The following is a 23,878-nucleotide window of genomic DNA, read 5'->3' on the forward strand; positions in this document are numbered from 1 at the left end:
CCCGACTTAGCGCCCCGGATCGTCCTGACGACCGGCAATCGCGAAATTTTCGTGTTTCCGGCGCTTCGCGGCCTTTCCTCGCAGCGTCCTTGCGCCTAAAAGCGCCGCATCTGCGAAGCACCGGGCCGCCTTTGGGGCCGCTATGGGGGATGGAATGCAAGAACCCGAGATCACCACCGACCTCATCGCCGCGCATGGCCTCAAGCCGGACGAATACGCGCGTATCCTCGAGATCATCGGGCGCGAACCGACCTTCACCGAACTCGGCATCTTCTCGGCCATGTGGAACGAGCATTGCTCGTACAAGTCGTCGAAGAAATGGCTGCGCACCCTGCCGACCAAAGGCCCGCAAGTGATCTGCGGCCCGGGTGAAAACGCGGGCGTGGTCGATATCGGCGACGGTCAGGCGCTGATCTTCAAGATGGAGAGCCACAACCACCCGTCCTACATCGAGCCCCATCAGGGTGCGGCGACGGGCGTGGGCGGCATCCTGCGCGACGTCTTCACCATGGGCGCGCGCCCGATCGCCGCGATGAACGCGCTGTCGTTCGGCCTGCCGTCCCATCCCAAGACCGCTCATATCGTCAAGGGCGTGGTCGAGGGCATCGGCAGCTACGGCAATTGCTTCGGCGTGCCGAACGTGGGCGGCGAGGTTCGCTTCCATGCCAGCTATAACGGCAACTGCCTTGTGAACGCCTTCGCGGCGGGCCTCGCGGATGCCGACAAGATCTTCTACTCGGCCGCCTCGGGCGTCGGCATGCCCGTCGTCTATCTCGGCGCCAAGACCGGCCGGGATGGCGTCGGCGGCGCGACCATGGCGTCCGCGGAATTCGACGACACCATCGAGGAGAAGCGTCCCACCGTTCAGGTCGGCGACCCCTTCACCGAAAAGCGGCTGATGGAAGCCACGCTGGAGCTGATGGCGACCGGTGCGGTGATCTCGATCCAGGACATGGGCGCGGCGGGTCTGACCTGCTCGGCCGTGGAGATGGGCGACAAGGGCGGCCTCGGGATCAAGCTGACGCTCGACGCCGTGCCGCAGCGCGAAACCGGCATGACGGCCTATGAGATGATGCTCTCGGAAAGCCAGGAGCGCATGCTGATGGTCCTCCACCCCGAGAAGGAGGCCGAAGCCCGCGCCGTCTTCGAGAAATGGGATCTCGACTTTGCCATCGTCGGCGAGACGATCCCCGAGGACCGCTTCCTGATCGTCCACGGCAACGAGGTGAAAGCCGACCTGCCGCTGTCGAAGTTGTCGTCGGAAGCCCCGGAATACGACCGCCCGTGGATCGAGACCCCGGCCGCCGAAGACCTCGCCCCGGTCGCGCAGATCGACCCAATCGACGGTCTGAAGGCGCTGATCTCCAGCCCCAGCTACGCCCACAAGGCCTGGGTCTACGAGCAATACGACCACATGGTTATGGCCGACACCGTGCGCGCACCGGGCCTCGGCGCCGGCGTCGTGCGGGTGCATGGCACGCCGAAGGCCATTGCCTTCACCTCGGACGTGACCCCGCGCTACGTCAAGGCCAACCCGTTCGAGGGTGGCAAGCAGGCCGTGGCCGAAGCCTATCGCAACCTGACCGCCTGTGGCGCCAAGCCGCTGGCCACCACCGACAACCTGAACTTCGGCAACCCAGAGAAGCCCGAGATCATGGGTCAGTTCGTGCTTGCCCTGAAGGGCATCGGCGCGGCCTGCTCGGTGCTGGACATGCCGATCGTCTCGGGCAACGTCTCGCTCTACAACGAGACCGACGGCCAGGGCATCCTGCCGACCCCGACCATCGGCGCCGTGGGTCTCCTGGAGACGCTGGACGAGCTGATCGCTGGTCAGCCCGCCGCCGGGGATTTCGCGCTGGTGATCGGCGCGACCGAGGGTCATCTGGGCCAGTCGGCGATCCTCGCCGAGGTCTTCAACCGCGAAGACGGCGACGCGCCGCATGTCAATCTCGATGACGAGAAGCGCAACGGCGAGTTCCTGCGCGCCAACCGTGGGCTGGTCAAGGCCGCGGCCGACCTGTCCGACGGCGGTCTGGCGCTGGCCGCTTTCGAGATGGCCGAAGGCGCGGGTCTGGGCGTCTCGCTCGACGCCGGTGAGATCGGCCAGCTGTTCGGCGAGGATCAGGCACGCTATCTCGTGGCCTGCTCGTTCGATCAGGCCGAGGCGCTGATGGTCGCTGCGAATGCCGCGGGTGTCACCGTGACCTCGGTGGGCAAGTTCGGCGGCGACGCCGTGTCGATGGGCGCCTCCTCGGCCCCCTTGGCCGAGCTGTCGGCGCTGTACCGCTCGTCCTTCGAAGCGGCGATCGGCTGAAAGATCCGGCGGGAGGGGCAACCTTCCCGCCGTTCCTTTTCGAGTATTTGAGACAAGGTGATGCGCAGCCTGCCCGAGTTGAAGGCCGAGTGTTCGCGTTGCGTGGCCCTGTGCTGCATGGCCCTGCCGTTCGACAAGGGCGAGGATTTCGCCCTCGACAAGCCGGCCCTGCACCCCTGCCCCAACCTGACAGACCATCACTGCACCATCCATGACAGCCTGCGCGAACGCGGCTTTCCGGGCTGTGCGCGCTACGATTGCCTCGGTGCCGGGCAGCGCGTGGTCGAGGAGGTGTTCGGCGATGCCGACTGGCAGCACGACGCCAGCCTGCGCGCACCGATGGGCGAGGCCTTCGCCATCTTGCGGCGCGTGCATGCCGGGCTGGAGCTGCTGAGCGTGGCCGAGCGCCTGTCCCTGCCCGAGCCCCTGTCGCGCGAACGCGCCGAGTTGCGGGCGCTCTATCATCCGCAGGCCGACTGGACGCTCGCCATGCTGCGCGCCTTTGCGGCACAGGATCCCGACAAGCGCCTGCAAGCCTTCCTCAAGGCCTTGCGCCCGCACGTTTAGCGCCATCGGACCGGCCCCGACCCTTGCGCGCAGACCCGCCGGGTTTTACATCTGTCTCAACCCAAGGAGACCTCTATGGCCATCTCGGCAACCGAACTCGAAACCCTTCTGCGTGAGAGCTTTCCCGCAGCCCAGATCACCATCACCGACCTCGCGGGCGACGGGAACCATTATGCGGCCGAGATCATCGACGCCAGCTTCGCGGGCAAGAACCGCGTCCAGCAACAGCGCGACGTCTACGCGGCCCTGAAGGGCAAGATGGACGGCGCCCATGGCGAGCTGCACGCGCTGGCCCTGACCACCAAGGCCCCGGAATAAGCCGTTCCCCCGCCCGAGGCCGAGCCATGCGTGACAGCCGCGATCCGACGGGTTGGCGCCTTGCGCTGATCACCGCGCTGGCCCTGATCGGATTGACGATCCACGCCGCCGTCACCGGGCCCGAGATCGGACTCACCGCGCCCGAGGCCGCCATGGCCCGGATCTTCCACGCGGCACTTCTGGCCTTGGTGCTGTTCTTCCTGACGCGCCTGTCACGGGTGACCGAAGGGCGCGAAAACAGGCGGCGGGCCACGGGACTTCTTCTTTTCATCGCCGGAATCGCGGGAACGGGGCTTCTCCTGCGCGATTTCGGTGTTATCTGACACGGCAAACCTGCTCCGCCACAGCGGCGTGACGACGAAAGGACCAGCAATGAGCGTTCAGGACCAGATCCGCGAGACGGTCGAAGGCAATGACGTGGTGCTCTTCATGAAGGGCACCAAGACCATGCCGCAATGTGGCTTCTCCAGCCGCGTCGCCGGCGTGCTGAACTTCATGGGCGTCGAATATTCCGACGTGAACGTTCTGGCCGATGCCGACATCCGGCAAGGCATCAAGGATTTCTCGGACTGGCCGACGATCCCGCAGCTTTACGTCAAGGGCGAATTCGTCGGCGGCTGCGACATCATCACCGAGATGACCCTTTCGGGCGAGCTGGACCAGCTGTTCGAAGCCAAGGGCGTGGCCTATGACAAGGACGCTGCCGACAAGATCCGCGAAGCGAACGCCTGATCCGTTCCCGCGCAGATAGAAGGGCCGGCCCCCATGGGTGCCGGCTTTTTTCATGCCCGATGGTGCGGTTTGATTGAACCACGGGCCCGCGCGGGCCGACCCATGGTCAGTTGCACCAAGGGTTTCATCATGTCGCTCCTCCTCCTCGCCTCTGCCGCGCTGCTCCTCCTGCCGATCGGGTCGGGCTGTCTGGAGCTTGTGCAGCGCCAACGCGCGATCCGCGCCCGACGGGCCGAAGCCTTGGAGTATTTCGCCACCGCCACGCCCGCCGCAATCCTGCCCTGAGGGCTTGAAATCCCGGCCTTTTCCGGGTCCCTTGGGATCTTTCCATTCGCCCCAAACCTATTCCGATCCTGTCAGGAGCCTTTATGGACATCCCGATCCCCGCCCTTTTGATCTTCGTTCTGGTGTTCGGGGGCCTGATAGCCGCCCTCGTCTTCGCCTATCGCAAAGAACAGGCCCGCCGCGCCGCCTATGTCGCGCTGGCCGAGCGTCGGGGCCTGAGCTACGAACTACGTACCAGCATGAGCCGCCCCGCCGAGGTCCATTTCGCCGACAAGGAGAGCGACCTCACCATCACCGTGGTCCGTCGCAAGGCCCACAAGACCAGCAAGGGCCAGTCCATCCAGGGCGGCACGACCGAGCTGCGGATGGGGGATCCCCGTCTGCAAGGCGCGCTGATCCTCTATGCCCCGGCCATGCCGAAGAAATTCGACGGCGTTGCCAATGCGCTCATGGGCGCCTTCGACAACAAGGTCGCCAAATTCCTGATCGGCAAGATGTTCGGCGACGAGATCGGCGCCTACATGGGCCAGATGACCGAGCAGCCCTCGCCGGACGGCATCGCGCTGACGATCCTCGGCAATGTCGATCCCGATCCGATGTTCGACCCCGCCGCTGCCCATCGCGCGCTGGAGACCGCCCCCAAGGGCGGTGGCGCCGACCGCGCGACGATGATCCTTGTGACCGAGGCCGGAACGCGCATCCGCATGGGCCGCGACCTGCTGGAGGCCGAGGAGATCGAGAAACTTCTCGATGCGGGCCTCATGCTTCGGTCCGAACTGCAACGCTGACACGACAAAAGGCGCGTCCTGACGGGCGCGCCTTTTGACTATGCTTCGAACAATCGGTCGCGGTTAGCGCGCTTCCATCTGGTCGGCCAGATACTCGGCCTGCATTGCCAGATCGGCGAGCCGCCCCAGCTCCGCTTCGGAAGGGCCCGAGGGGCCGGCGGTGACCGTCTTCGGCTGGGCCTTCAGACGTTCGACCTCGGCCTGCAGGCTGGCCATTTCGCCTTCCAGCTGACGGACGCGGTCCTCGGCCCCGGCGGTCTTGTCGGCCAGCATCAGGCCGGCCATCAGCAGCATCTTGGCTTCGGGCAGACGGCCGATCTGGCCGATCAGCACCTGCGCCTCGTTGTCCAGCATCGCCGCCGCGGCGCGCAGGTAATGCTCTTCGCCGGGCTGGCAGGCGACTTCGAAATTCTTGCCGCCGATGGTGATGGTCTCGTTGGGCATGGCCCTCTCCTTCTCAGCGGTGGTCGTTCGCGATCAGCGGCTTCAGCTCGGCCAGGATTTCTTCCATCTCGGCCATCTCGGCGCGGCGCTCGGCCTGCAGGGCCTCCAGCTCGGCCGAGATCGATCGGTTGATCAGCGTGGCATCCGGGAAGCCCTCGACCTGCGCCTCGCGCAGCGATTTGTTGGCCTCGATCAGCTTAGAATTCGCCTTCTTCAGCCGCAGCATTTCCAGCGATTGCAGATCCAGCTGCTCGGTCAGACGGGCGAGACGGCGCTCCAGCTGACCGATCGTGGTCTCCTGCCGCTGCTTGACCGAATGCACCCGGTCCGACAGTTGCGCATTCGCCGCGCGTTCCTTTTCCAGCGCCTCGCGCAGGCTGGCGATGGTCGCCGCCTGCTCGGGGTCGGGCTGGGCTTCGGGGCGTCCGCCGAGGCCGAAGACCGAGCCCTTGGCAGGTTTCGCGGGGCCCTTCTCGACCTGCCGCGCAATCCGGTCGAGCGCCGCCGACAATCTTTGTTCAACGGGGGCCAGGTCGCTCATGTGCATCTCCTCGACACTGCCCGCCTCCGGACGCGCGAATCACGCGACACGGGGCAACGGGTCGTTTTGGGACAGAATAGGGGGAAAATCCCGCCTTTCCAACCGATCCACCGCCGGAACCGGCGGATGCGGCCCGCGCCAAGCTTGATCTTGGACCCCAGCCTGCTATGAGGCGCGCTAACACCCCCCGCTTACACATCCCGTCGTGAAGGAAGCCTGCCTTGGATATCGCCACGCTCCGCGCCCAGCACCCTGATCACTGGCGCCTCGCCACCGCCATCCGCGTCCTGACGCTGGACGCCGTCGCTGCGGCGAAATCCGGCCATTCGGGCATGCCGATGGGCATGGCCGATGTCGCCACGGTGCTGTTCAAGAACCACCTGAAGTTCGACGCCTCGGCGCCGGACTGGGCGGACCGCGACCGCTTCATCCTTTCGGCCGGCCACGGCTCGATGCTGATCTATTCGCTCCTGCACCTGACCGGCTATGCCGACACCACGCTCGAGCAGATCAAGAACTTCCGCCAATGGGGCGCCATCACCGCCGGCCACCCGGAATACGGCCATGTGAAGGGCGTCGAGACCACCACCGGCCCGCTGGGTCAGGGCATCGCCAACTCGGTCGGCTTCGCCATGGCCGAGGAGCATCTGCGCGCCCGTTGGGGTTCGAAGATCCAGTCGCATTACACCTACGTCATCGCCGGCGACGGCTGCCTGATGGAGGGCGTGAGCCAGGAAGCCATCGGCATCGCCGGCCGTCAGAAGCTGTCGAAGCTGATCGTGCTGTGGGATGACAACGGCATCACCATCGACGGCAAGGTCTCGCTGTCGGACGTGACCGACCAGAAGGCGCGTTTTGCCGCCTCCGGCTGGGACGTGTTCGAATGCGACGGCCATGATCCCGCGGATATCGACCGCGCAATCACCGAAGCGAAAGCCTCGCCGCGTCCGGCCATGGTCGCCTGCAAGACGCATATCGCGCTTGGCTCGTCCGCGCAGGACACCTCGAAGGGCCATGGCGCGCTGACGGATGCCAAGCTCATCGCCGACACCCGCGAGGTCTATGGCTGGGAGCATGGCGCCTTCGTCATCCCCGCCGACATCAAGGCCGAATGGGAAGCCATCGGCCGCCGTGGCGCCGCTGAACGCGCCGAGTGGGAAGCCCGAATCGCCGCGCTGGCCCCTGCGAAACAGGCCGAGTTCCACCGCATCTTCGCCCGCGAGATCCCCAAGCGCCTCGCCGCGGCGATCCGCAAGGTGAAGAAGGACGCGATCGAAAACCCGAAAGCCATGGCCTCGCGCTCGGCCTCGGAAGTCGCTCTGAACGCGATCAACCCGATTGTCACCGACACCTTCGGCGGCTCGGCCGACCTGACCGGCTCGAACAACACCAAGACCGGTGATCTGGGCGCCTTCGACATCGACACCCGCAAGGGCCGTTACATGTATTGGGGCATCCGCGAGCATGGCATGGCCGCCGCGATGAACGGCATGGCGCTGCATGGCGGCGTGCGTCCCTATTCGGGCACCTTCATGGCCTTCACCGATTATGCGCGTCCCTCGATGCGTCTGTCGGCGCTGATGGGCATTCCGGTGACCTATGTCATGACCCACGACTCGATTGGTCTGGGTGAAGACGGCCCGACCCACCAGCCGGTCGAGCATCTGGCGATCAGCCGCGCGACGCCGAACACGCTGGTGTTCCGTCCCGCCGATCTGGTGGAAACCGCCGAGGCTTGGGAAGTGTCGCTTGAGCAGAAGACTACCCCCTCGGTGATCTCGCTCTCGCGTCAGAACCTGAAGCCCGCGCGGACCGCCAACACCGCGAAGAACCTCGTGGCGCAGGGCGGTTATGTGCTGGCCGAGGCCGAGGGCAAGCGTCAGGTGATCCTGATCGCCACCGGCTCGGAAGTGGAGATCGCGCTGGAGGCCCGTGAGATGCTGCAAGCCGAAGGCATCGGCACCCGCGTTGTCTCGATGCCCTGCATGGAGCTGTTCGCGCAACAGGACGAGGCGTATCGCAAGCGCGTCCTGCCGGCGGGTCCGGCCCGGATCGGCATCGAAGCCGGCGTGCGTGCCGGTGGCTGGGACCAGTGGCTGCTGGGCGAGCGCGCCAACACGAAGAAATCGGACTTCGTGGGCATGGCTTCGTTCGGTGCCTCGGCCCCTTACCAGACGCTGTACGAGAAGTTCGGCATCACCGCCGAGGCCGTGGTCGAGAAGGCCAAGGCCCTGATCTGATCGCCTCTGGCTGATGGAATGACAAAGCCGCCCCTCGGGGCGGCTTTGTTCGTTTGGGGAAAGCGGTGAGCCGGGCAAGCGCCGGACCGTGGGATGGCGCAGCATCGACTGAACGGCGCGCTTTATGGTGCCAGATCCGCTGAACGATTGTTCAGCACGGGCGGCAACCAAAGCGCCAGCCCGTCGGGACGGGCCGGCGCTTGCCCGGCGGCCTTCGGCCTTGTCCCGGGCAGGCCTCGCTCAGACCCAGGCGCCCTTGCGCATCACGGCGATCCGTTCGCCTTCTTGCGAGATCCCGTCGACGTCGATCTGGTCCGAGCCGATCATCCAGTCGATATGGATCGCGCTGGCGTTGCCGCCCCGGCGCGCGACCTCGTCGTTCTCCATCTTGTCCCCGCCATGGAAGCAAGTGGCATAGCATTGCCCCAGCGCGATGTGGCTGGCCGCGTTCTCGTCGAACAGCGTGTTGTAGAACAGCATCCCCGATTGCGAGATCGGCGAGGCATGCGGCACCAGCGCCACCTCGCCCAGACGCCGCGCGCCTTCGTCGGTGTCCAGTACCTTCTGCAGGACCTTCTCGCCCTTGGTTGCCTTGGCCTCGACGATGCGGCCGTCCTCGAAACGGACCTGGATATTCTCGATCAACGTGCCCTGATGCGACAGCGGCTTCGTCGCGCTGACATGGCCCTTCACGCGCAGCTTGTGCGGGGTGGTGAAGACCTCTTCCGAGGGGATGTTGGGGTTGCACAGGATGCCGCCCGCCGTCTCGGTCGCACCAGCGATCCACTTGTGCCCGTCAGCCAGACCGACCTCCAGATCGGTGCCCGGACCGGTGAAATGAAGGGTCGAGAAGTTCTGACCGTCCAGCCAGGCCGAGCGGCGCCCCAGCTCGGCGTTATGGGCCTCCCAGCGGGCGACGGCATCGCCATCGTCAACGCGCGAGGCGGCGAAGATCGCATCGGCCAGCTTCCGCTGCGCGGCGTAATCATCCAGATCGGGCGATACGAGACGGGCCCAATCGGCATCCGGCCAGGCGACGATGGTCCAGTTGGTAGCAAAGCGCGTGATCCGCTCGCGCGCCGGGGTATAGGCCATCGACATCGCCTTGTTGGCCCGGCCCACCTTGTCGGGGTCCTCGTTGGCCAGAAGCATCGGGTCGCCCCCGGCAATCGCCAGCCGCGCCGCGCCGTTGTCATAGGCCGCCGCCATCCCGTCATAGAGCCATGCGGCCGAGGCATCGAAGCTGTCGTCATGGGCGTGGCGATAGCGCGCCAGCGTCACCTCGTTGTCCGACAGGATCGGCGTCACCAGCCCGGCGCCGGCCTTGTAGGCATGCTCCGTGATGCGGCGCACCAGCGGCAGGGCCGAGACCGGCGCGGTCAGCACCAGGTCCTGGCCGGGCTGCAGGTTGAGCCCCACCTTGACGGCGACTTCGGCCAAGCGGTCGAGTTTGACGGGATCGATCGGGTCTTGCATTGCGTTACCTATTCCAGTGCGGGCGTTGCCCCGCTCAAGAGGGGAGGATAAACCGACCTCACCTGCCGTCAATGCACCCGGCGCCACAGCCTTGGAAGGACCGCCCGTGACCCAGATCATCGCCTCGATCGCCGAGATCTCTGCCAAATACGATGTGCTCTATTGCGACCTCTGGGGCTGCCTGCACAACGGCAAGACGCTCTACCCCGAGGCCGTGGCCGCACTGCAGGCCTTCCGCGCCAAGGGCGGCACGGTGATCCTGATGACCAATGCGCCGCGCACCAAGCACGCGGTGAAGAAGCGCCTCGACCAGATGGGTCTGCCGGCGGATGCCTATGACGCCATCGCCGCCTCGGGCGATGCGACGCAGGTGGCGATGCTGCAGGGCGCGGCCGGTCGGAAGCTGTGGCATGTGGGCCCGGGCAAGGACGAAGACCTGTTCTCGGTCATTCCCGACTGGCTGCAGGACCAGCCCGCCATCGAGCGCGTGGAACTGGACGCCGCCGAGGGCATCATCTGCACCGGCCCCTTCGACGAGTTCACCGAGACGCCCGAGGATTACCGCGGCCGCTTCCTGTCCGCGAAGGTGCGCGGCCTGAAGATGCTGTGTGCCAACCCTGATCTGGTCGTCGATTTCGGCGACCGCCGGATCTATTGCGCTGGTGCGCTGGCCCAGCTCTACGAGGAGATGGGCGGCGAAGTCCTGCAATTCGGCAAGCCCTTCCCGCCGATCTATGACACCGCCCGCACGATCCTTGCCGGCATGGGCGTCAGCTACGACCCCGAGACGGTGTTGGCCATCGGCGACGGCGTGCGCACCGACATCCGCGGGGCTCAGGCCGAGGGGATCGACGCGATCTTCGTCACCAGCGGGCTGGAGGCCGAGCGTTTCGGCTCGGACATCGAAAATCCCGATGCCGGCCTGCTGGAAAGCTACCTGAAAGCCGAGGACCTGCACCCGACCTATACCATCGGTCGCCTGCGCTGACCTTGCTGCGCTGCCGCAGCGGCCTATGTGACCCTGCGACACCCTGACAAAGACCGGACCAGACATGACACTGACCTTGAAGATCATCATCGGCTCCACCCGCCCGGGCCGCAAAGGCCCCGCCGTGGCGAAATGGGTCGAGACGCTGGCCCGTCAGCACGGCGGTTTCACCGTCGAGCTGGTGGACCTTGCGGATATGGAGCTGCCGCTCCTCGACGAGCCCAAGCATCCGGCGATGAAGGATTACCAACACGCCCACACCAAGCGCTGGAGCGAGGTGATCGAGGGCGCCGATGCCTTCGTCTTCGTGACGCCGGAATACGACTTCCACGCCCCGGCCTCGCTGGTGAACGCGCTGCAATGCCTCAGCCAGGAATGGCGCTACAAGCCGGCAGGCGTTGTCAGCTATGGCGGCATCTCGGGCGGGCTTCGCGCCAGCCAGGTGCTGCGCGGGCTGTTGAACAACCTCAATGTCATGGCGATCCCGCAGGCCGTGCCGCTGCCCCTGTTCACCGAATACTTGGGCGAGGACGGCGCGTTCAACGGCACCGAGAAGATGGCCGAAGGCGCGACACTGATGTTCAACGAGCTGATGAAATGGGCCGGCGCCCTTCAGACGATCCGCGCCTGACCTGCCGGGCTCTGGCGTGACATGAGGCGGCCCAGAAGCAGGCCGCCCATCATCGTCAGAGCGCAAAAGCCCAACATCGGACCCAGCGCCCAGACCCAGTCGCCGCCGCCCATCGAGACGGCGGCGGCCACCAGCGGGGCTCCGATGAATTGCCCCAGCGCCGATCCCTGCATCAACATGCCGTTGCCCGCGCTGACATGGCGCAGGGACGGAGAGAAGCGCGGGATGCAGGTGAACAGCGACGGCGGCACCAGCCCGCCGAAAAAGCTGAACGCAAGGCACAGAGCGACCTTCACCGCGACACTCGGCCCCGGCAGGAAGATCCCCAGCGTGCATAGCGCCATGATCGCCGTGCCGGTCAGGATCATCGGCGCGGGCCGTCCGCCCCGCCGGATCAGCGCACCGCCGAACAGGCAGCCCGGCACGTTGGCCAGCACGATGAGCGCGGTGACCAGCGCCGCGAAGGCCAGATCCGCCCCCATGCTCTCGGTCAGGAAGGTCGGCAGCCAGGCCATCAGCGTGACCCACTGGAATGCGTAGGAAAAGAACACCAGACCGACCAGCTGGAAGCCCCGGACCCGCAGCGCCTCAAGCGCGAGGGGCAGGAACGGCGCGCGGGACGGCGGCGGCAGGTCAAGCCGCTTGAGTTGCCGCAACACGGCCCATGCGACCAAGGGACAGATCACCGCCAACAGCCACCACAGCCCGCGCCAGCCGACGGCGTTCAGAAGCAGTGGCGCGGCCAGCATCGTCACCGCCATGCCGGTCGGGTGGTAGATGCTCCAGATCCCCAGCGTCATGCCCTGATCGCGCGGGGCCGAGGCCGCAACCATCGCATAGGGCAGCGCCACGGTGATGGCGACGAAGCCGACGCCCTCGACCAACCGAGAGGCCATCAGCAGACCCAGCCCCGGCGACAAAGCCCCCAGCGCGCAGCCGCAGACGATCATCGCGAAGCCGCCCGCCACCATGCGCGCGCGCCCGGCCCGGTCCGCCAATCCGCCGAACAGCACGGCCAGCGTCATGCCCAGCACGTTGAACAACGACAGGACGAAGCCCCCGGCGATCAGCCCGAAGCCCAGCTCTTCGCGGATCAGCGGCAGCGCCGGCGGCAGTTTCCCCACCTGCGCCGAGGCCATCGCCCCCGCCAGCGTGATCATCGCCACGGCCGCCCAGGCCGTTCTCTCGCGCGGCTGCATCCTCGTCTCCTTCTCCCCTGCCCCAGCGCTAGCGAGTTTGAGGCGCATTTTCTACACCCCTTCACTATTTCCATGGACACGAAATCCGTCACGCAACTTAATTGCAACTTTTGGTCATGATTTGAGAGAAAGTTACAACGCCATCTTGCCAAGGCCGGGCAGCCCCGCTATGTTGCACTGCAGCAAAACCCTTGAGGCCCGTATGGGACACGAGACCGGAACCAACGCCATGCTCGACAGCCGCCCCCACGACAACCTGCCCCGCGGGACCATCTGCATCGAAGATCTGGAGATCGGCCTCAGCCGGTATCTCCGCAAGGAAATCACCGATCGCGATATCGAGCTGTTCGCCGAGGTCTCGACCGACCACAATCCGGTGCATCTGGATGACGATTATGCCCGCGACACGATCTTCGAGGGGCGGATTGCCCACGGGATGCTCACGGCGGGCCTGATTTCGGCGGTGATCGGCGAGCAGTTGCCGGGCCATGGCACGATCTACATGGGCCAGAACCTGAAGTTTCTCGCACCTGTGCGCCCCGGAGACGTGGTGCTGGCGGAAGTGACCGTGCGCGAGATCGAGTATGCCAAGCGCCGGGTGACCCTTGATTGTCGGTGCTCGGTGGGCAATACCACGGTCCTGAAAGGCGAGGCGCTGGTTCTGGCGCCCAGCCGCAAGTTCGACTGAGGCTGCGCCCCGCGCAGCAGACGCGGGGCAGAATGGACGTCATCACCAGCTGGACCGGGATCGACACGGCGCTCAAGGGCGCCTCTGTCGCCATGGGCAATTTCGACGGCGTCCATCGGGGCCACCAAGCGGTGATCGACGCCGCCCGTCGTGACGGCGCGCCGCTGGGCGTCATCACCTTCGAGCCCCATCCCCGTCAGGTCTTTGCCCCTGACGCCCCGCCCTTCCGGCTGATGAACGCGGAATCGCGGCGCAACCGTCTGGCAAAGCTGGGCGTGCAGCGCCTGTACGAGCTGCCCTTCACCCGTGATCTGTCCTCCCTCCCGCCCGAGGGTTTCGCCCGCGACGTGCTGGCCAATGGCCTCGGCGTCACCCATGTCGTCGTCGGCGCCGATTTCCAGTTCGGCAAGGGCCGCGCCGGCACCGCCGAGATGCTGCGCGACCTGGGCAAGACCCATGGCTTTGAGGTGACGATCCAACCGCTCGTCGGCGGCGAGGACGGCGCGATCAGCTCTACCGCGATCCGCAACGCCCTGTCCGAGGGCCGCACCCGCGACGCCGCGGATATGTTGGGCCATTACCACCGCATCGACGGCGAGGTCCTGCACGGCGAAAAGCGCGGCCGTGAGTTGGGCTATCCAACCGCCAATATGGACGTGGCCGGCCTGCATCTGCCGCGCCTTGGCGTTTATGCGGTGAAGGTCGAGGTGATGGGCGGCGCCCACAAAGGCCTCTATGACGGCGTGGCCAGTCTCGGCGTGCGGCCGATGTTCGGCGAGAACCAACCCAATTTCGAAGTCCATCTCTTTGACTTCAAGGGCGATCTCTATGGCCAGCACCTCTCGGTCGCGCTGGTGGAATACCTGCGGCCTGAGATGAAATTCGACGGTCTTCAGGCGCTGATCGACCAGATGGACGCGGACAGCGCGCAATCCCGCGTGATCCTCGCCCGCAGCTGACCCGCCCGCGCGACGATCGGGCCTTGCAACCCCCCTTTCCTTTCGCGTGCGAAACGCTAGGGTCGCGCGCATGAGCCTGAGACCCCGTTTCTGGGAAGATGTTCCCCTGTCACAGATGACCTCCGACGAATGGGAGGCCCTCTGCGATGGCTGCGGCAAATGCTGCCTCAACAAGCTGGAAGATGCCGACACGGGCGAGGTGTTCTTCACCCGCATCGCCTGCCGGCTCTTCGATGATGCCTCGTGCCAATGCGCCAATTACGCGATCCGCAAGTCGATCGTGCCGGAATGCGTGGTGCTGAAGCCCGACACGCTGGACGACATCAGCTATTGGATGCCCCACAGCTGCGCCTATCGCCGCCTGAACGAGGGGCGGAAGCTGGCGAAATGGCATCCTCTGATCTCGGGCGATCCGAATTCCGTCCATGAGGCCGGGATCTCGGTGAAGGACCGCACCGTGCCGGAGACTCAGGTCCCCGAGGACGATTGGGAAGATTACATTATCGACGAGGAGATCTGATGTTCTTCGCCTCAGACAACAGCTCGGGCGTGCCCGCGCAGGTTCTGGCCGCTCTCTCGGCCGCGAATGAGGGCTTTGCCCTCGGCTATGGCGCCGACCGCCAAATGGACGAGGTGCGCGAGAAGATCCGCGCCCTGTTCGAAGCGCCCGAAGCCGCGGTCTATCTGGTCGCCACCGGCACCACCGCGAATTCGCTGGCCATCGCGTCCTATGTGCAGCCGTGGCAGGCGATCTACTGCCACCGCCACGCGCATATCGAGGAAGACGAGTGCAACGCGCCGATCTTCTATGCCGGCGGCGCGACGCTGCGGCTCTTGGATGGTGAGCACGCCAAGATCTCGGCCGAAACGCTGACGCAGGCTTTGGCCGACGCGCCCGAGGGGGTTCACCACGCCCAGCCCGGCATCCTGTCGATCACCAACATCACCGAGCGCGGTGCGCGTTACTCGGTGGCCGAGGTGACTGAGCTCTGCCGCATCGCCCATGCCCGCGGCATCCCGGTGCATATGGACGGCGCGCGCTTCACCAATGCGCTGGTGGCCGAAGGCTGCACACCCGCCGAGATCACCTGGAAGGCCGGGGTGGACGTGCTGTCCTTCGGCGGCACCAAGAACGGTTTGATGGGTGTCGAGGCGGTGATCTTCTTCGATCCCGCCAAGGCCGAGGAATTCGAGTTCCGGCGCAAGCGTGGCGGGCATCTGTTCTCCAAGCACCGCTATCTCAGCGCGCAGATGCAGGCCTATCTGACGGATGACCTGTGGCTGACGCTGGCGAAGAACGCCAATGCCCGGGCCGAGGCGCTGGAGGCCGCGCTGACCGATGCCGGCGTCACGCTGGTGCATCCGCGCGGCGGCAACATCCTGTTCGCGGAATTTCCGCTCAAGGCGCACGAGGCCCTGCGCGCGGCCGGCGCCGTCTATTACGACTGGCCCGCGCCGCCGCCCGCCGGAGCTGGCCCGGACCATCCGCATCAATGCCGGCTGGTCTGTTCGTGGTCGACGACGGAAGACGATGTGACGCGCTTAACCGAGATCCTGAAAACCGCGCTCTGAACAGAAAGGCCGCCCTACGGGCGGCCTTTTTCGTCGTCACGCGGTCTGTAGCCGTCAGCCGAGGTAGGCGATGGCGAACACTGCGGCCAAGGCCACGATCTGCACCGCGATAATGCCGTTGAGCTGTTGCTTGAACGGCTCCTTGCGAATCTTGTGGCGCAGGATCATCTGCCCCAGCTTTGCCCCGATCGAACCGCCGAGGAACGCCAGCGCCAGCAAGCGGTCCTCGGGAATGCGGCGGGTGCCGGCCACGGCATAGGCCTTGTCGCGCGCGAAGGCGACATAAGCCACCACGTTCAGAACCACGAGGTAGATCAAGGCAAGGATCAGGAACAAAGCGGACCTATTCGGGATATGTGTTGCCCGCCCTGATAGGCGCAGCCCGGGGATGATGCAACCGGATCGCATACCCGCTTAAGGATAGCGGTACCATCCGCGCCTCGTCCATGAGCAGGTCGAAAACCGTTATCGCAAACACGCAAAAGCGGCGGACCTTTTGCGCTAACGCCTTGCTGTGCATGCCTTTTCGCCCTTTCTTAGCCATGATCGAGACTGTATATCCGAGCCCAAGAAAAGCCGACGGCCCGCCCCCTGAGCTTGTCTCTCAGCCCGGCCCGTCTTCCCCCGGCTCTCGCGCCGATCCGCCCCCAGGTTCGACCGTCCCAAGGTCCGCCGCGTTCACGGAGACAGATCATGACCATCACCCTCGGTATCAACGGTTTCGGTCGTATCGGCCGCTGCACCCTCGCTGCCATTGCCGAAGCCGCCCGCAACGATGTCGAGGTCGTCGCGATCAACGCCACCGGGCCGATCGAAACCAACGCGCATCTGCTCAAATACGATTCGGTCCATGGCCGCTTCCCCGGCACCATCCGGGTCGAAGGCAACACCCTGGACCTCGGCCGCGGCCCGATCCGCGTGATGTCGACCTACAACCCCGACGAGCTGGACTGGGAAGGCGTCGATGTCGTCCTCGAATGCACCGGCAATTTCAACGAACGCTCGAAAGCCGCCGTCCACCTCGGCCGTGGCGCCAAGCGCGTGCTGGTCTCGGCGCCCGCCAAGAACGCCGACAAGACCATCGTCTACGGCGTGAACCACCGCTCGCTGCTGCCCGAACATCTGGTCGTGTCGAACGGCTCGTGCACGACGAACTGCCTCGCGCCGCTGGCCAAGGTGCTGAACGATGCGATCGGCATCGAATCGGGCATCATGACCACGATCCACAGCTACACCGGTGACCAGCCGACGCTGGACCGCCGCCACAAGGACCTCTACCGCGCCCGTTCGGCCGCCATGGCGATGATCCCCACCTCGACCGGCGCCGCCAAGGCTCTGGGCGAAGTGCTGCCGGAACTGTCGGGCAAGCTGGATGGCACCTCGATGCGCGTGCCGACGCCGAACGTCTCGGCCGTGGACCTGACCTTTGTCGCCTCAAAGGACGTGACCGTCGCCGACGTCAACGAAGTCGTCCGCGAGGCCGCTGCCGGGGCCATGGGTGCCGTGCTGGCCTATGACGACGAGCCCAAGGTCTCGATCGACTTCAACCACACGCCGCATTCTTCGATCTTCGCGCCCGAACAGACCAAGGTTGTCGGCGGCCGCACCGTTCGCGTGCTGGCCTGGTATGACAACGAATGGGGCTTCTCGTGCCGCATGGCCGATGTCGCCGGCGCCATGGGCCGCCTGATCTGAGCGACGCCTCCATCGTGAATGTCTGACAGACGCCCGGCCCCGTGCCGGGCGTTTTTCGTTGGGGAACGGGTGTAAACCGCGCCTCAACCAGAGCTTATGCCGCTCAACCGCGGTGCCAAGGGGGGCCGGATCAACCCCGGCCCAATGGCATCCCGCCTGCCAATCGCCTTCATCGTCCTCATGGCTCGCAACCTCCGGGCCACGACCGCCCGCCGCATCGGCAGGCCTCAACCAAGGACGAACCCATGAAGAACCTGATCCTCTCGCTCGCCTTCCTCCTGCCCGCCTCGGCTGCTCTGGCCTCGGGTGCCGCGGTGCCGGCCGAGACCGATGCGCAGATCCGCGCGATCCTGACCGAGCAGGGCTACGAGGTCCGCTCGATCCAGACCGAGGACGGCCTGTTCGAGGCCTATGCCCTGAAAGACGGCCAGCGCTACGAGATCTATCTCGATGCCGGCCTGAACATCGTTCGCGGCGGCGACAGCGACCACGATTGATCCCCTCACAAGGGCCGCGCTTCCCAAGGGCGCGGCCCCTCCCCCTTGCCCTCGGAGCCCGCCATGTCCACCAAACCCGTCCGCGTCTGGGACCCGCTGGTCCGCCTGTTCCACTGGTCGCTGGTCCTCACCTTCGCCGCCAACGCCCTGATCATCGACCCTGAGAGCGCCTTGCACCATTGGGTCGGCTACACGGTGCTGGGCCTCGTGCTGTTCCGGCTGCTCTGGGGTTTCGTCGGCACGCGCTATGCCCGGTTCTCCAGCTTCCCGCCCTCGCCCCGCGCGGCGATGGGACAGCTCACCGACATGGCCACCGGGCGCAACCGCGTGCATATCGGCCACACGCCGCTGGGGGCCTTCATGATCTACAACCTGCTCGCCGCCCTGCTGGCATTGGCCGGGACCGGCTGGATGCTGACCACCAACGCCTATTGGGGCGTGGCCTGGGTCAAGGAAGTGCATGAGCTGCTCGTGCATTGGGTCGAGGTCTCGGTCGTCGCACATATCGCCGCGGTGGTGTGGGAAAGCCGCCGCACCGGGGTCAATCTGCCGCAGGCAATGATCTCGGGCGTGAAAACCTTGCCGGTCGAGGGTATGACCGGGGAATGAGCCCGCGTTTCACCGACCGTCCTGCCGTCGTCGCCAGCCTGATCACCGCGCAGACCCTCTGCGCGGCCTACTTCCTCGTCGATGTCCTGCATGACGCGACGACCGGCCAGCGCGGCTTCTCGGATTTCTACCTCGAGGGGGTGGCGACCTTCGCGCTGATCACCGCCATCGCCTTCGAGATCCGGGTGCTCATGGGTCTTCTCGCCCGCAAGGCGCATCTCGAGCGGCAGATGAACCTCGCGGCGCAGGCCTTCCACGAGGTCGTCGAACAGCGCTTCGCCGATTGGGGCCTCACGGCAGCCGAGCGCGACGTGGCGCATTTCATGGTCAAAGGCCTGTCCAACAATGACATCGCCGAGCTGCGCCAATCCGCCATCGGCACCGTCAAATCCCAGCTCACTTCCGTCTACCGCAAGGCCGGGGTCGGCAACCGGGGCGAGCTGCTGAGCCTGCTGATCGAAGACCTCGTCGCCACCCAACCGGGAACGCCTCCCTCCGCCTGATCCCGCCGACCCGAACGCGGGGTCATTGACTTTCGCGGCAAAATGTGGTGTTAGCGCAAACAATGCGCCCCGGCCTCCAGCCACCCCGGGGCCGGGAGCCTCCATGACCACGACAATCGCCATCAACGGTTTCGGCCGCATCGGTCGCCTCGTGCTTCGGGCGCTGATGGACCAAAAACGCAGCGACCTCGAAGTCGTCGCGATCAACGACCTCGGTCCGGTCGACATGAACGCACACCTCATGCGCTACGACAGCGTGCATGGCCGCTACGACGGCGAGGTCACCACCGGCGCCGACTGGATGGACGTGGGCGCGGGCCAGATCCGCGTGACCGCCCTGCGCAACCCGGCCGAGCTGCCGTGGAAGGATGTCGACGTGGTGCTGGAGTGCACCGGCGTCTTCACCGATGCCGAGAAGGCCAAGATCCACCTCGAGAACGGCGCAACGCGCGTGCTGGTCTCGGCCCCCTCGAAGGGCGCGGATGCGACCATCGTCTACGGTGTGAACCACGGCGCCCTGAATGCCGAGCACAAGGTGATCTCGAACGCCTCCTGCACGACGAACTGCCTCGCCCCGGTGGCCAAGGTGCTCAATGACACCGTCGGCATCACCAAGGGCTTCATGACCACCATCCACAGCTACACCGGCGACCAGCCGACGCTGGACACGATGCACAAGGACCAGTACCGCGCCCGCGCCGCGGCCCTGTCGATGATCCCGACCTCGACGGGCGCCGCCAAGGCCGTGGGCCTCGTGCTGCCGGAACTGAACGGCAAGCTCGACGGCGTCGCGATCCGCGTGCCGACGCCGAACGTCTCGGCCGTCGACCTGACCTTCGAGGCCTCGCGCGCCACCACGGCCGAGGAAATCAACGCAGCCCTCGTCGCCGCGGCCTCGGAAGGTCCGCTGAAAGGCATCCTCGGCGTGACGCATGACAAGAACGTCTCCATCGACTTCAACCATGACCGCCGGTCGTCCATCGTCGCGCTGGATCAGACCAAGGTCATGGACGGCACGATGGTGCGCATCCTGTCGTGGTACGACAACGAATGGGGCTTCTCGAACCGGATGCTCGATACGGCGGCGGCAGTCGGCAAACTGGGCTGATCGCGGCAATATTTCACATCATGTCCGAAAGTTGACCCCCCGGCCCTTCGCGCCGGGGGGTTTTGATTTTATGCAGGAAACATGGATATCGTCGCCATCGTCGCTGTCACCGCTGTTCTCTTCGCTGTCATTGGCTTGTCCGAGCCTTTGGCGGCCCGAACACGCCTGCCCGCCACGGTGATTCTGGCCCTTCTGGGGATCCTGATCGGCACGGCCTCGGCCTCTCTGCTGGCGATGCGCGAATCCGAGATGCTGACGGCGGCGGCAGCGATGATTCAGGATCTGCCGATCCGGTCGAACTTCTTCCTCTACGTCTTCCTGCCGACGCTGATCTTTCAGGTCTCGCTGTCGATCGACCTGCGGCGGATGCTGGACGATTGGGTGCCGATCCTGATGATGGCCGTGGTCGCGGTGATCGTCTCGACCCTCGCGGTCGGTTGGGCGCTGTACCCGCTTTCCGGCCTGTCGATCATGGCCTGCCTGATGATCGGCGCGATTGTCTCGACCACAGACCCCTCGGCCGTGGTCAGCATCTTCCGCGCGACACCCGCCCCCCTCAGGTTGGCGCGGATCGTCGAGGGTGAGAGCCTGCTCAACGACGCCGCCGCCATCGCGCTGTTCGGCCTGTTCTTCGCCTTCGTGGCCTTCGGCATCCCCAACCCGCAGCTGTCCGACGTGCTGGTGCAGTTCCCGTGGCTGGTCGCCGGCGGCGCGGTCTCGGGCTGGATCGCCGGGCGCATCGGGCTTGCCGGTCTGGCGCGGATGGATGCGCACCCGCTGGGCCAGATCTCGATGTCGGTGGCCCTGCCCTATCTGACCTATATCCTCGCCGAAACCGTGCTGGGCGTCTCCGGCGTGATCGCGGTGGTCTCGGCGGGTCTTGCGTTGAACTTCCACGCGCCGGGCACGCTGTCGCCGGCCAATCAGGCCAAGCTCAACGATACTTGGGACCTGTTGGGCTATTGGGCCGGGGGGCTGATCTTCGTCCTCGCCGCGATCCTGATCCCGCGGCTTCTGTCCAACGTCCACGCCTGGGACCTGCTGTTGGTTTTCGTCACCGTCGTCGCCTCGCTGGTCGCGCGGGCCGCGATCCTGTTCGGGCTTCTGCCGCTTCTGTCCCGGATGAAGCTGTCGCCCAAGGTGGAGACGCGGCAACGCACGGCGATCCTATGGGGCGGCCTCAGGGGCGCCGTCACCTTGGCGCTGGCGCTGGCGGTGACCGAGAGCTTCCGTATCCCGGGCGACGTGAAGCGCGTGGTCGGCATCGTTGCCACCGGCTTCACCCTGTACACGCTGATGGTTCAGGGCACGACGCTGCGCTGGGTGATCCACCGGCTGGGGCTGGACAAGCTGTCGCCGCTCGACGTGGCGCTGTCCTCGCAGGTGGTGGCCGTGGCGCTGCAATCGGTGCGTGAGAACGTCGCCGACACCGCCCGCGACTTTGGCCTTGCCCGCGAGACCGTCCGCGACGAAGCCAAACGCTTTGCCGAGCGTGTGGATGAGGCCGTCTCCATCGCCGATGAGGGCGCCGAGATCCCCGACCGTGATCGTATCACGCTGGGTCTGGTGGCCCTGGCTGGCCGCGAGCGCGATCTGATCCTCGAAGGCTTCCGCGACGGTGTGCTGCCCGCGCGGCTGGCAACGGTGATGGTCTCGGATGCGGACCGGCTGATCGAAGGCACACGGACGGGCGGTCGTCTGGCCTATTTGGGAACCGCGCGAAAAGGCTTCCGGGCCGGCCCCGAACTGAGCGGCGCCAGCTTCCTGCACAACCGTTTGCGGATCTCGGGGCCCCTCGCGCGGCTGACGGCGGATCGCTTCGAATATCTCGTGGCCCTCGCCCCCATCCTGCGCGAGCTGCACGAATTCATCGACACCCGCATCCGCCGCATTCACGGCAAACGGGTCGCGGATCTGCTGCACGACCTGCTGGAGCGCCGGATGGAGGAAGCCGACCGCGCCCTCGACGGTTTGCGCCTGCAATTCCCCGGCTATGCCGAAGAGCTGGAGCGCCGCCTGATCCGGCAGATGACGCTGTCACAGGAGGAGCGCGAATACGCCGCGCTGGTCGACGACGGCCTGATCGGTCCTGAGCTGCGCCACGCCCTGACCAATGGCATCGCCAAGCGCCGCAAGCAGCTGGCCAAGCGCCCGCCCCTCGATCTGGCGATCCAACGGATGGCCTTGGTCGCGGCCTTCCCGCTGTTTGCCGACATGCCGGTCGACCGCCGCAAGATGCTGATGCGCGAGATGCGGACGGTCTATGCAGCGCCGGGCACCGTGCTGCTGCGTCGCGGCGAGGCCCCGCGCCGGGTCTGGTTCATCGCCTCAGGCGCCGTCGAGCAGGTACGACCGGACGGGATCCTGCGTCTGGGTCCGGGCGAGATGTTCGGCCATCTGGCCCTGCTGCGGCGCAATCTGCGGCGCGGGCAGACAACGGCCATCGCGCATTCGACCCTGCTGACGCTGGACGAGGCGCATTTCGTGCAGATGCTGAAATCGGACGAGGGTCTGCGTCAGGCCGTTCTGAACTCGGCCCGGACGCGGGATGTGCCGCTGGATGCCGCGGCGTTGGAGCGGGCCTGAGGCCCGCTTCCAAGGCGTTTCTCAGCGCTCGTGCACCGGACCGAAGCGGTCGCGCAGGGCGGTGTTGATCGGGGCGGGCACGAATTTGGTGACGTCGCCGCCCAGCCGCGCGATCTCCTTGACCAGCTTCGAAGCGATGGCCTGACGGCGGGCATCGGCCATCAGGAACACCGTCTCGATTTTGTCGTCGAGCGCGCGGTTCATGCCAACCATCTGGAATTCATACTCGAAATCCGCCACGGCGCGCAGGCCGCGGATGATGACGCCGGCGCCCACGTCGCGGGCGCAATCGATCAGCAGGTTCTCGAACGGATGCACGACGATCTCGGTACCGGTGCGTTCGGCCAGCGCGCGGGTCTCGCCCTGCACCATCGCCACACGCTCATCGAGCGAGAACAGCGGGCCCTTGTCGCGGTTAATGGCAACCCCGATCACCAGCCGATCCACCAGCGCGCAGGCGCGCGTGATGATGTCCATATGCCCCAGTGTCAGCGGGTCGAAAGTCCCCGGATACAGGCCGATGCGCATGGCGTCCCCCCCTTGCGGTCCCGTGCGAATGTCATTGCGACGTCACGCAACAATATTGCGTCGGAAGATGCAAGCGCAGAAAAACCGGCGCCCCGCGGAACGGGACGCCTTTCGCGGCCAACCGAGGCTCAGTTGCCCATGATCATGCCGGTGAGCGCATCCTTTTCCATCTGCAGCTCGGACAGGCGGGCGGCCACGACGTCGCCGATGGAGATGAAGCCGACCATCACGTTGTCCTCCATCACCGGCATGTGGCGGAAACGACGGGTGGTCATCGTCTCCAGCACCGAATCCGTGCTGTCGCCGGGGGCGCAGCCGTAGATCGCGCGGGTCATGATGGTGTCGACCGTCTGGTCCAGACAGGCGGGACCGGCGCGGCCCAGCTCGCGGACGATATCGCGTTCGGAGACGATGCCCTTGACCTTCTTGCCGTCGGTCGAGACCACCACGGCGCCGATACGGCGGGTCGACAGAAGCTCGACCACCTCGCGCAGACTGGCACTCGGCGCGACGGTGATGACCCCCGAGGCCTTGTTCTTCAGGATCTGGCTGACCAGCATGAGCACCTCCGTTGCCTTGCTTGCCCTTGAATTGCGCCATCCTGCATGGG

The 23,878-nt window shown here is 65.9% G+C and carries 27 protein-coding genes; 20 read left to right on the top strand and 7 right to left on the bottom strand.

Annotation, left to right across the window (positions count from 1 at the left end; translation table 11 throughout):
* Window positions 1–154: 154 nt before the first annotated feature.
* The 7 genes from purL to BCY78_RS02650 all read left to right on the top strand — a co-directional run bounded on the left by purL (window position 155) and on the right by BCY78_RS02650 (window position 5,004).
* Window positions 155–2,314, top strand: a complete 2,160-nt coding sequence (purL, locus tag BCY78_RS02620; RefSeq protein ID WP_068297390.1) for a phosphoribosylformylglycinamidine synthase subunit PurL — start codon at window positions 155–157, stop codon at window positions 2,312–2,314.
* Window positions 2,315–2,374: 60 nt separating this feature from the next.
* Window positions 2,375–2,881 (top strand): hypothetical protein, encoded by a 507-nt coding sequence (locus BCY78_RS02625; protein ID WP_068297393.1) that lies wholly within the window; start codon window positions 2,375–2,377, stop codon window positions 2,879–2,881.
* Between the two features lie 75 nt (window positions 2,882–2,956).
* Complete coding sequence (locus tag BCY78_RS02630; protein ID WP_068297396.1) at window positions 2,957–3,199, top strand: BolA/IbaG family iron-sulfur metabolism protein; 243 nt, start codon at window positions 2,957–2,959, stop codon at window positions 3,197–3,199.
* Window positions 3,200–3,225: 26 nt separating this feature from the next.
* On the top strand, window positions 3,226–3,522 hold the full coding sequence (locus BCY78_RS02635; protein WP_068297397.1) for a hypothetical protein: 297 nt from the start codon (window positions 3,226–3,228) through the stop codon (window positions 3,520–3,522).
* A 49-nt stretch (window positions 3,523–3,571) separates the two neighbouring features.
* Entirely contained in the window at window positions 3,572–3,931 is a 360-nt protein-coding gene (gene grxD / locus BCY78_RS02640) for a Grx4 family monothiol glutaredoxin (protein WP_068297400.1), read from the top strand.
* 129 nt (window positions 3,932–4,060) lie between these two features.
* On the top strand, window positions 4,061–4,216 hold the full coding sequence (locus BCY78_RS25505; RefSeq protein WP_158515889.1) for a hypothetical protein: 156 nt from the start codon (window positions 4,061–4,063) through the stop codon (window positions 4,214–4,216).
* Window positions 4,217–4,299: 83 nt separating this feature from the next.
* Window positions 4,300–5,004, top strand: a complete 705-nt coding sequence (locus BCY78_RS02650; protein ID WP_068297406.1) for a hypothetical protein — start codon at window positions 4,300–4,302, stop codon at window positions 5,002–5,004.
* A gap of 63 nt (window positions 5,005–5,067) precedes the next feature.
* Here BCY78_RS02650 and BCY78_RS02655 read toward each other — a convergent pair whose 3' ends face one another.
* A complete protein-coding gene (locus tag BCY78_RS02655) occupies window positions 5,068–5,448 on the bottom strand; it encodes a cell division protein ZapA (protein ID WP_068297408.1) in 381 nt (126 codons plus the stop codon).
* Between the two features lie 13 nt (window positions 5,449–5,461).
* Window positions 5,462–5,989 carry a hypothetical protein gene (locus BCY78_RS02660; RefSeq protein WP_068297411.1) on the bottom strand — a complete coding sequence of 176 codons (528 nt, stop codon included), beginning with the start codon at window positions 5,987–5,989 and terminating at the stop codon, window positions 5,462–5,464.
* A gap of 221 nt (window positions 5,990–6,210) precedes the next feature.
* Here BCY78_RS02660 and tkt point away from each other — a divergent pair, with 221 nt between their 5' ends.
* Entirely contained in the window at window positions 6,211–8,229 is a 2,019-nt protein-coding gene (gene tkt / locus BCY78_RS02665; protein ID WP_068297414.1) for a transketolase, read from the top strand.
* Between the two features lie 240 nt (window positions 8,230–8,469).
* On the opposite strand, the gene BCY78_RS02670 is transcribed toward tkt, so the two are convergent.
* Window positions 8,470–9,705 carry an aminopeptidase gene (locus BCY78_RS02670; RefSeq protein ID WP_068297417.1) on the bottom strand — a complete coding sequence of 412 codons (1,236 nt, stop codon included), beginning with the start codon at window positions 9,703–9,705 and terminating at the stop codon, window positions 8,470–8,472.
* Between the two features lie 106 nt (window positions 9,706–9,811).
* Here BCY78_RS02670 and BCY78_RS02675 point away from each other — a divergent pair, with 106 nt between their 5' ends.
* Window positions 9,812–10,693, top strand: coding sequence for a TIGR01459 family HAD-type hydrolase (locus BCY78_RS02675; protein ID WP_068297420.1), 882 nt, complete (start codon window positions 9,812–9,814; stop codon window positions 10,691–10,693).
* Between the two features lie 64 nt (window positions 10,694–10,757).
* Entirely contained in the window at window positions 10,758–11,324 is a 567-nt protein-coding gene (locus BCY78_RS02680; RefSeq protein WP_068297423.1) for an NADPH-dependent FMN reductase, read from the top strand.
* Here BCY78_RS02680 and BCY78_RS02685 read toward each other — a convergent pair.
* Entirely contained in the window at window positions 11,306–12,523 is a 1,218-nt protein-coding gene (locus BCY78_RS02685; RefSeq protein WP_068297426.1) for a CynX/NimT family MFS transporter, read from the bottom strand. The two genes, BCY78_RS02680 and BCY78_RS02685, sit on opposite strands and share 19 nt — an antisense overlap.
* A 202-nt stretch (window positions 12,524–12,725) precedes the next feature.
* On the opposite strand from BCY78_RS02685, the gene BCY78_RS02690 reads away from it, so the two are divergent.
* The 4 genes from BCY78_RS02690 to BCY78_RS02705 all read left to right on the top strand — a co-directional run bounded on the left by BCY78_RS02690 (window position 12,726) and on the right by BCY78_RS02705 (window position 15,742).
* On the top strand, window positions 12,726–13,211 hold the full coding sequence (locus BCY78_RS02690) for a MaoC family dehydratase (protein WP_304441969.1): 486 nt from the start codon (window positions 12,726–12,728) through the stop codon (window positions 13,209–13,211).
* Window positions 13,212–13,243: 32 nt separating this feature from the next.
* A complete protein-coding gene (locus BCY78_RS02695) occupies window positions 13,244–14,170 on the top strand; it encodes a bifunctional riboflavin kinase/FAD synthetase (RefSeq protein ID WP_068297432.1) in 927 nt (308 codons plus the stop codon).
* Window positions 14,171–14,240: 70 nt separating this feature from the next.
* Entirely contained in the window at window positions 14,241–14,690 is a 450-nt protein-coding gene (locus BCY78_RS02700) for a YcgN family cysteine cluster protein (protein WP_068297435.1), read from the top strand.
* Entirely contained in the window at window positions 14,690–15,742 is a 1,053-nt protein-coding gene (locus tag BCY78_RS02705) for a low specificity L-threonine aldolase (RefSeq protein ID WP_068297438.1), read from the top strand. The genes BCY78_RS02700 and BCY78_RS02705 overlap by 1 nt, the downstream gene beginning before the upstream one ends.
* 54 nt (window positions 15,743–15,796) lie before the next feature.
* Here the strand turns inward: BCY78_RS02705 and BCY78_RS02710 are convergent, their stop codons facing one another.
* Entirely contained in the window at window positions 15,797–16,078 is a 282-nt protein-coding gene (locus BCY78_RS02710) for a DUF1294 domain-containing protein (protein ID WP_233499331.1), read from the bottom strand.
* Window positions 16,079–16,435: 357 nt separating this feature from the next.
* Between BCY78_RS02710 and gap (BCY78_RS02715) the strand changes: the two genes are divergently transcribed.
* The 6 genes from gap (BCY78_RS02715) to BCY78_RS02740 all read left to right on the top strand — a co-directional run bounded on the left by gap (BCY78_RS02715) (window position 16,436) and on the right by BCY78_RS02740 (window position 22,740).
* Window positions 16,436–17,437 (top strand): type I glyceraldehyde-3-phosphate dehydrogenase, encoded by a 1,002-nt coding sequence (gene gap / locus BCY78_RS02715; RefSeq protein WP_068297441.1) that lies wholly within the window; start codon window positions 16,436–16,438, stop codon window positions 17,435–17,437.
* Between the two features lie 245 nt (window positions 17,438–17,682).
* On the top strand, window positions 17,683–17,934 hold the full coding sequence (locus BCY78_RS02720; RefSeq protein WP_068297444.1) for a PepSY domain-containing protein: 252 nt from the start codon (window positions 17,683–17,685) through the stop codon (window positions 17,932–17,934).
* 63 nt (window positions 17,935–17,997) lie between these two features.
* Complete coding sequence (locus BCY78_RS02725) at window positions 17,998–18,543, top strand: cytochrome b/b6 domain-containing protein (RefSeq protein ID WP_068297447.1); 546 nt, start codon at window positions 17,998–18,000, stop codon at window positions 18,541–18,543.
* On the top strand, window positions 18,540–19,046 hold the full coding sequence (locus BCY78_RS02730; protein WP_068297450.1) for a LuxR C-terminal-related transcriptional regulator: 507 nt from the start codon (window positions 18,540–18,542) through the stop codon (window positions 19,044–19,046). Before BCY78_RS02725 ends, BCY78_RS02730 begins: the two co-directional genes overlap by 4 nt.
* A gap of 103 nt (window positions 19,047–19,149) precedes the next feature.
* Complete coding sequence (gap, locus tag BCY78_RS02735; protein WP_068297452.1) at window positions 19,150–20,154, top strand: type I glyceraldehyde-3-phosphate dehydrogenase; 1,005 nt, start codon at window positions 19,150–19,152, stop codon at window positions 20,152–20,154.
* A gap of 81 nt (window positions 20,155–20,235) precedes the next feature.
* Window positions 20,236–22,740 carry a cation:proton antiporter gene (locus tag BCY78_RS02740; RefSeq protein ID WP_068297457.1) on the top strand — a complete coding sequence of 835 codons (2,505 nt, stop codon included), beginning with the start codon at window positions 20,236–20,238 and terminating at the stop codon, window positions 22,738–22,740.
* A 21-nt stretch (window positions 22,741–22,761) separates the two neighbouring features.
* Here BCY78_RS02740 and coaD read toward each other — a convergent pair whose 3' ends face one another.
* Together coaD and BCY78_RS02750 are read right to left on the bottom strand one after the other, a co-directional pair.
* A complete protein-coding gene (coaD, locus tag BCY78_RS02745) occupies window positions 22,762–23,268 on the bottom strand; it encodes a pantetheine-phosphate adenylyltransferase (protein ID WP_068297460.1) in 507 nt (168 codons plus the stop codon).
* Between the two features lie 128 nt (window positions 23,269–23,396).
* On the bottom strand, window positions 23,397–23,828 hold the full coding sequence (locus BCY78_RS02750) for a CBS domain-containing protein (protein WP_068297462.1): 432 nt from the start codon (window positions 23,826–23,828) through the stop codon (window positions 23,397–23,399).
* Window positions 23,829–23,878 lie beyond the last annotated feature (50 nt).

Origin of the sequence: Pararhodobacter sp. CCB-MM2, assembly GCF_001691415.1 — a bacterium.
Taxonomy (GTDB): Bacteria; Pseudomonadota; Alphaproteobacteria; order Rhodobacterales; family Rhodobacteraceae; genus Pararhodobacter.

What these genes read in the sequence shown, in the direction of transcription:
- BCY78_RS02705 (WP_068297438.1), top strand. Translation starts at nt 14,690, where the DNA reads ATGTTCTTCGCCTCAGACAACAGCTCGGGCGTGCCCGCGCAGGTTCTG.
- BCY78_RS02740 (WP_068297457.1), top strand. Translation starts at nt 20,236, where the DNA reads ATGGATATCGTCGCCATCGTCGCTGTCACCGCTGTTCTCTTCGCTGTC.
- gap (WP_068297452.1), top strand. Translation starts at nt 19,150, where the DNA reads ATGACCACGACAATCGCCATCAACGGTTTCGGCCGCATCGGTCGCCTC.
- BCY78_RS02680 (WP_068297423.1), top strand. Translation starts at nt 10,758, where the DNA reads ATGACACTGACCTTGAAGATCATCATCGGCTCCACCCGCCCGGGCCGC.
- BCY78_RS02730 (WP_068297450.1), top strand. Translation starts at nt 18,540, where the DNA reads ATGAGCCCGCGTTTCACCGACCGTCCTGCCGTCGTCGCCAGCCTGATC.
- BCY78_RS02725 (WP_068297447.1), top strand. Translation starts at nt 17,998, where the DNA reads ATGTCCACCAAACCCGTCCGCGTCTGGGACCCGCTGGTCCGCCTGTTC.
- coaD (WP_068297460.1), bottom strand. Translation starts at nt 23,268, where the DNA reads ATGCGCATCGGCCTGTATCCGGGGACTTTCGACCCGCTGACACTGGGG.
- BCY78_RS02685 (WP_068297426.1), bottom strand. Translation starts at nt 12,523, where the DNA reads ATGCAGCCGCGCGAGAGAACGGCCTGGGCGGCCGTGGCGATGATCACG.
- BCY78_RS02720 (WP_068297444.1), top strand. Translation starts at nt 17,683, where the DNA reads ATGAAGAACCTGATCCTCTCGCTCGCCTTCCTCCTGCCCGCCTCGGCT.
- gap (WP_068297441.1), top strand. Translation starts at nt 16,436, where the DNA reads ATGACCATCACCCTCGGTATCAACGGTTTCGGTCGTATCGGCCGCTGC.
- grxD (WP_068297400.1), top strand. Translation starts at nt 3,572, where the DNA reads ATGAGCGTTCAGGACCAGATCCGCGAGACGGTCGAAGGCAATGACGTG.
- BCY78_RS02655 (WP_068297408.1), bottom strand. Translation starts at nt 5,448, where the DNA reads ATGCCCAACGAGACCATCACCATCGGCGGCAAGAATTTCGAAGTCGCC.
- BCY78_RS25505 (WP_158515889.1), top strand. Translation starts at nt 4,061, where the DNA reads ATGTCGCTCCTCCTCCTCGCCTCTGCCGCGCTGCTCCTCCTGCCGATC.
- purL (WP_068297390.1), top strand. Translation starts at nt 155, where the DNA reads ATGCAAGAACCCGAGATCACCACCGACCTCATCGCCGCGCATGGCCTC.
- BCY78_RS02700 (WP_068297435.1), top strand. Translation starts at nt 14,241, where the DNA reads ATGAGCCTGAGACCCCGTTTCTGGGAAGATGTTCCCCTGTCACAGATG.
- BCY78_RS02660 (WP_068297411.1), bottom strand. Translation starts at nt 5,989, where the DNA reads ATGAGCGACCTGGCCCCCGTTGAACAAAGATTGTCGGCGGCGCTCGAC.
- BCY78_RS02695 (WP_068297432.1), top strand. Translation starts at nt 13,244, where the DNA reads ATGGACGTCATCACCAGCTGGACCGGGATCGACACGGCGCTCAAGGGC.
- BCY78_RS02625 (WP_068297393.1), top strand. Translation starts at nt 2,375, where the DNA reads ATGCGCAGCCTGCCCGAGTTGAAGGCCGAGTGTTCGCGTTGCGTGGCC.
- BCY78_RS02650 (WP_068297406.1), top strand. Translation starts at nt 4,300, where the DNA reads ATGGACATCCCGATCCCCGCCCTTTTGATCTTCGTTCTGGTGTTCGGG.
- BCY78_RS02690 (WP_304441969.1), top strand. Translation starts at nt 12,726, where the DNA reads ATGGGACACGAGACCGGAACCAACGCCATGCTCGACAGCCGCCCCCAC.
- BCY78_RS02670 (WP_068297417.1), bottom strand. Translation starts at nt 9,705, where the DNA reads ATGCAAGACCCGATCGATCCCGTCAAACTCGACCGCTTGGCCGAAGTC.
- BCY78_RS02630 (WP_068297396.1), top strand. Translation starts at nt 2,957, where the DNA reads ATGGCCATCTCGGCAACCGAACTCGAAACCCTTCTGCGTGAGAGCTTT.
- BCY78_RS02750 (WP_068297462.1), bottom strand. Translation starts at nt 23,828, where the DNA reads ATGCTGGTCAGCCAGATCCTGAAGAACAAGGCCTCGGGGGTCATCACC.
- BCY78_RS02635 (WP_068297397.1), top strand. Translation starts at nt 3,226, where the DNA reads ATGCGTGACAGCCGCGATCCGACGGGTTGGCGCCTTGCGCTGATCACC.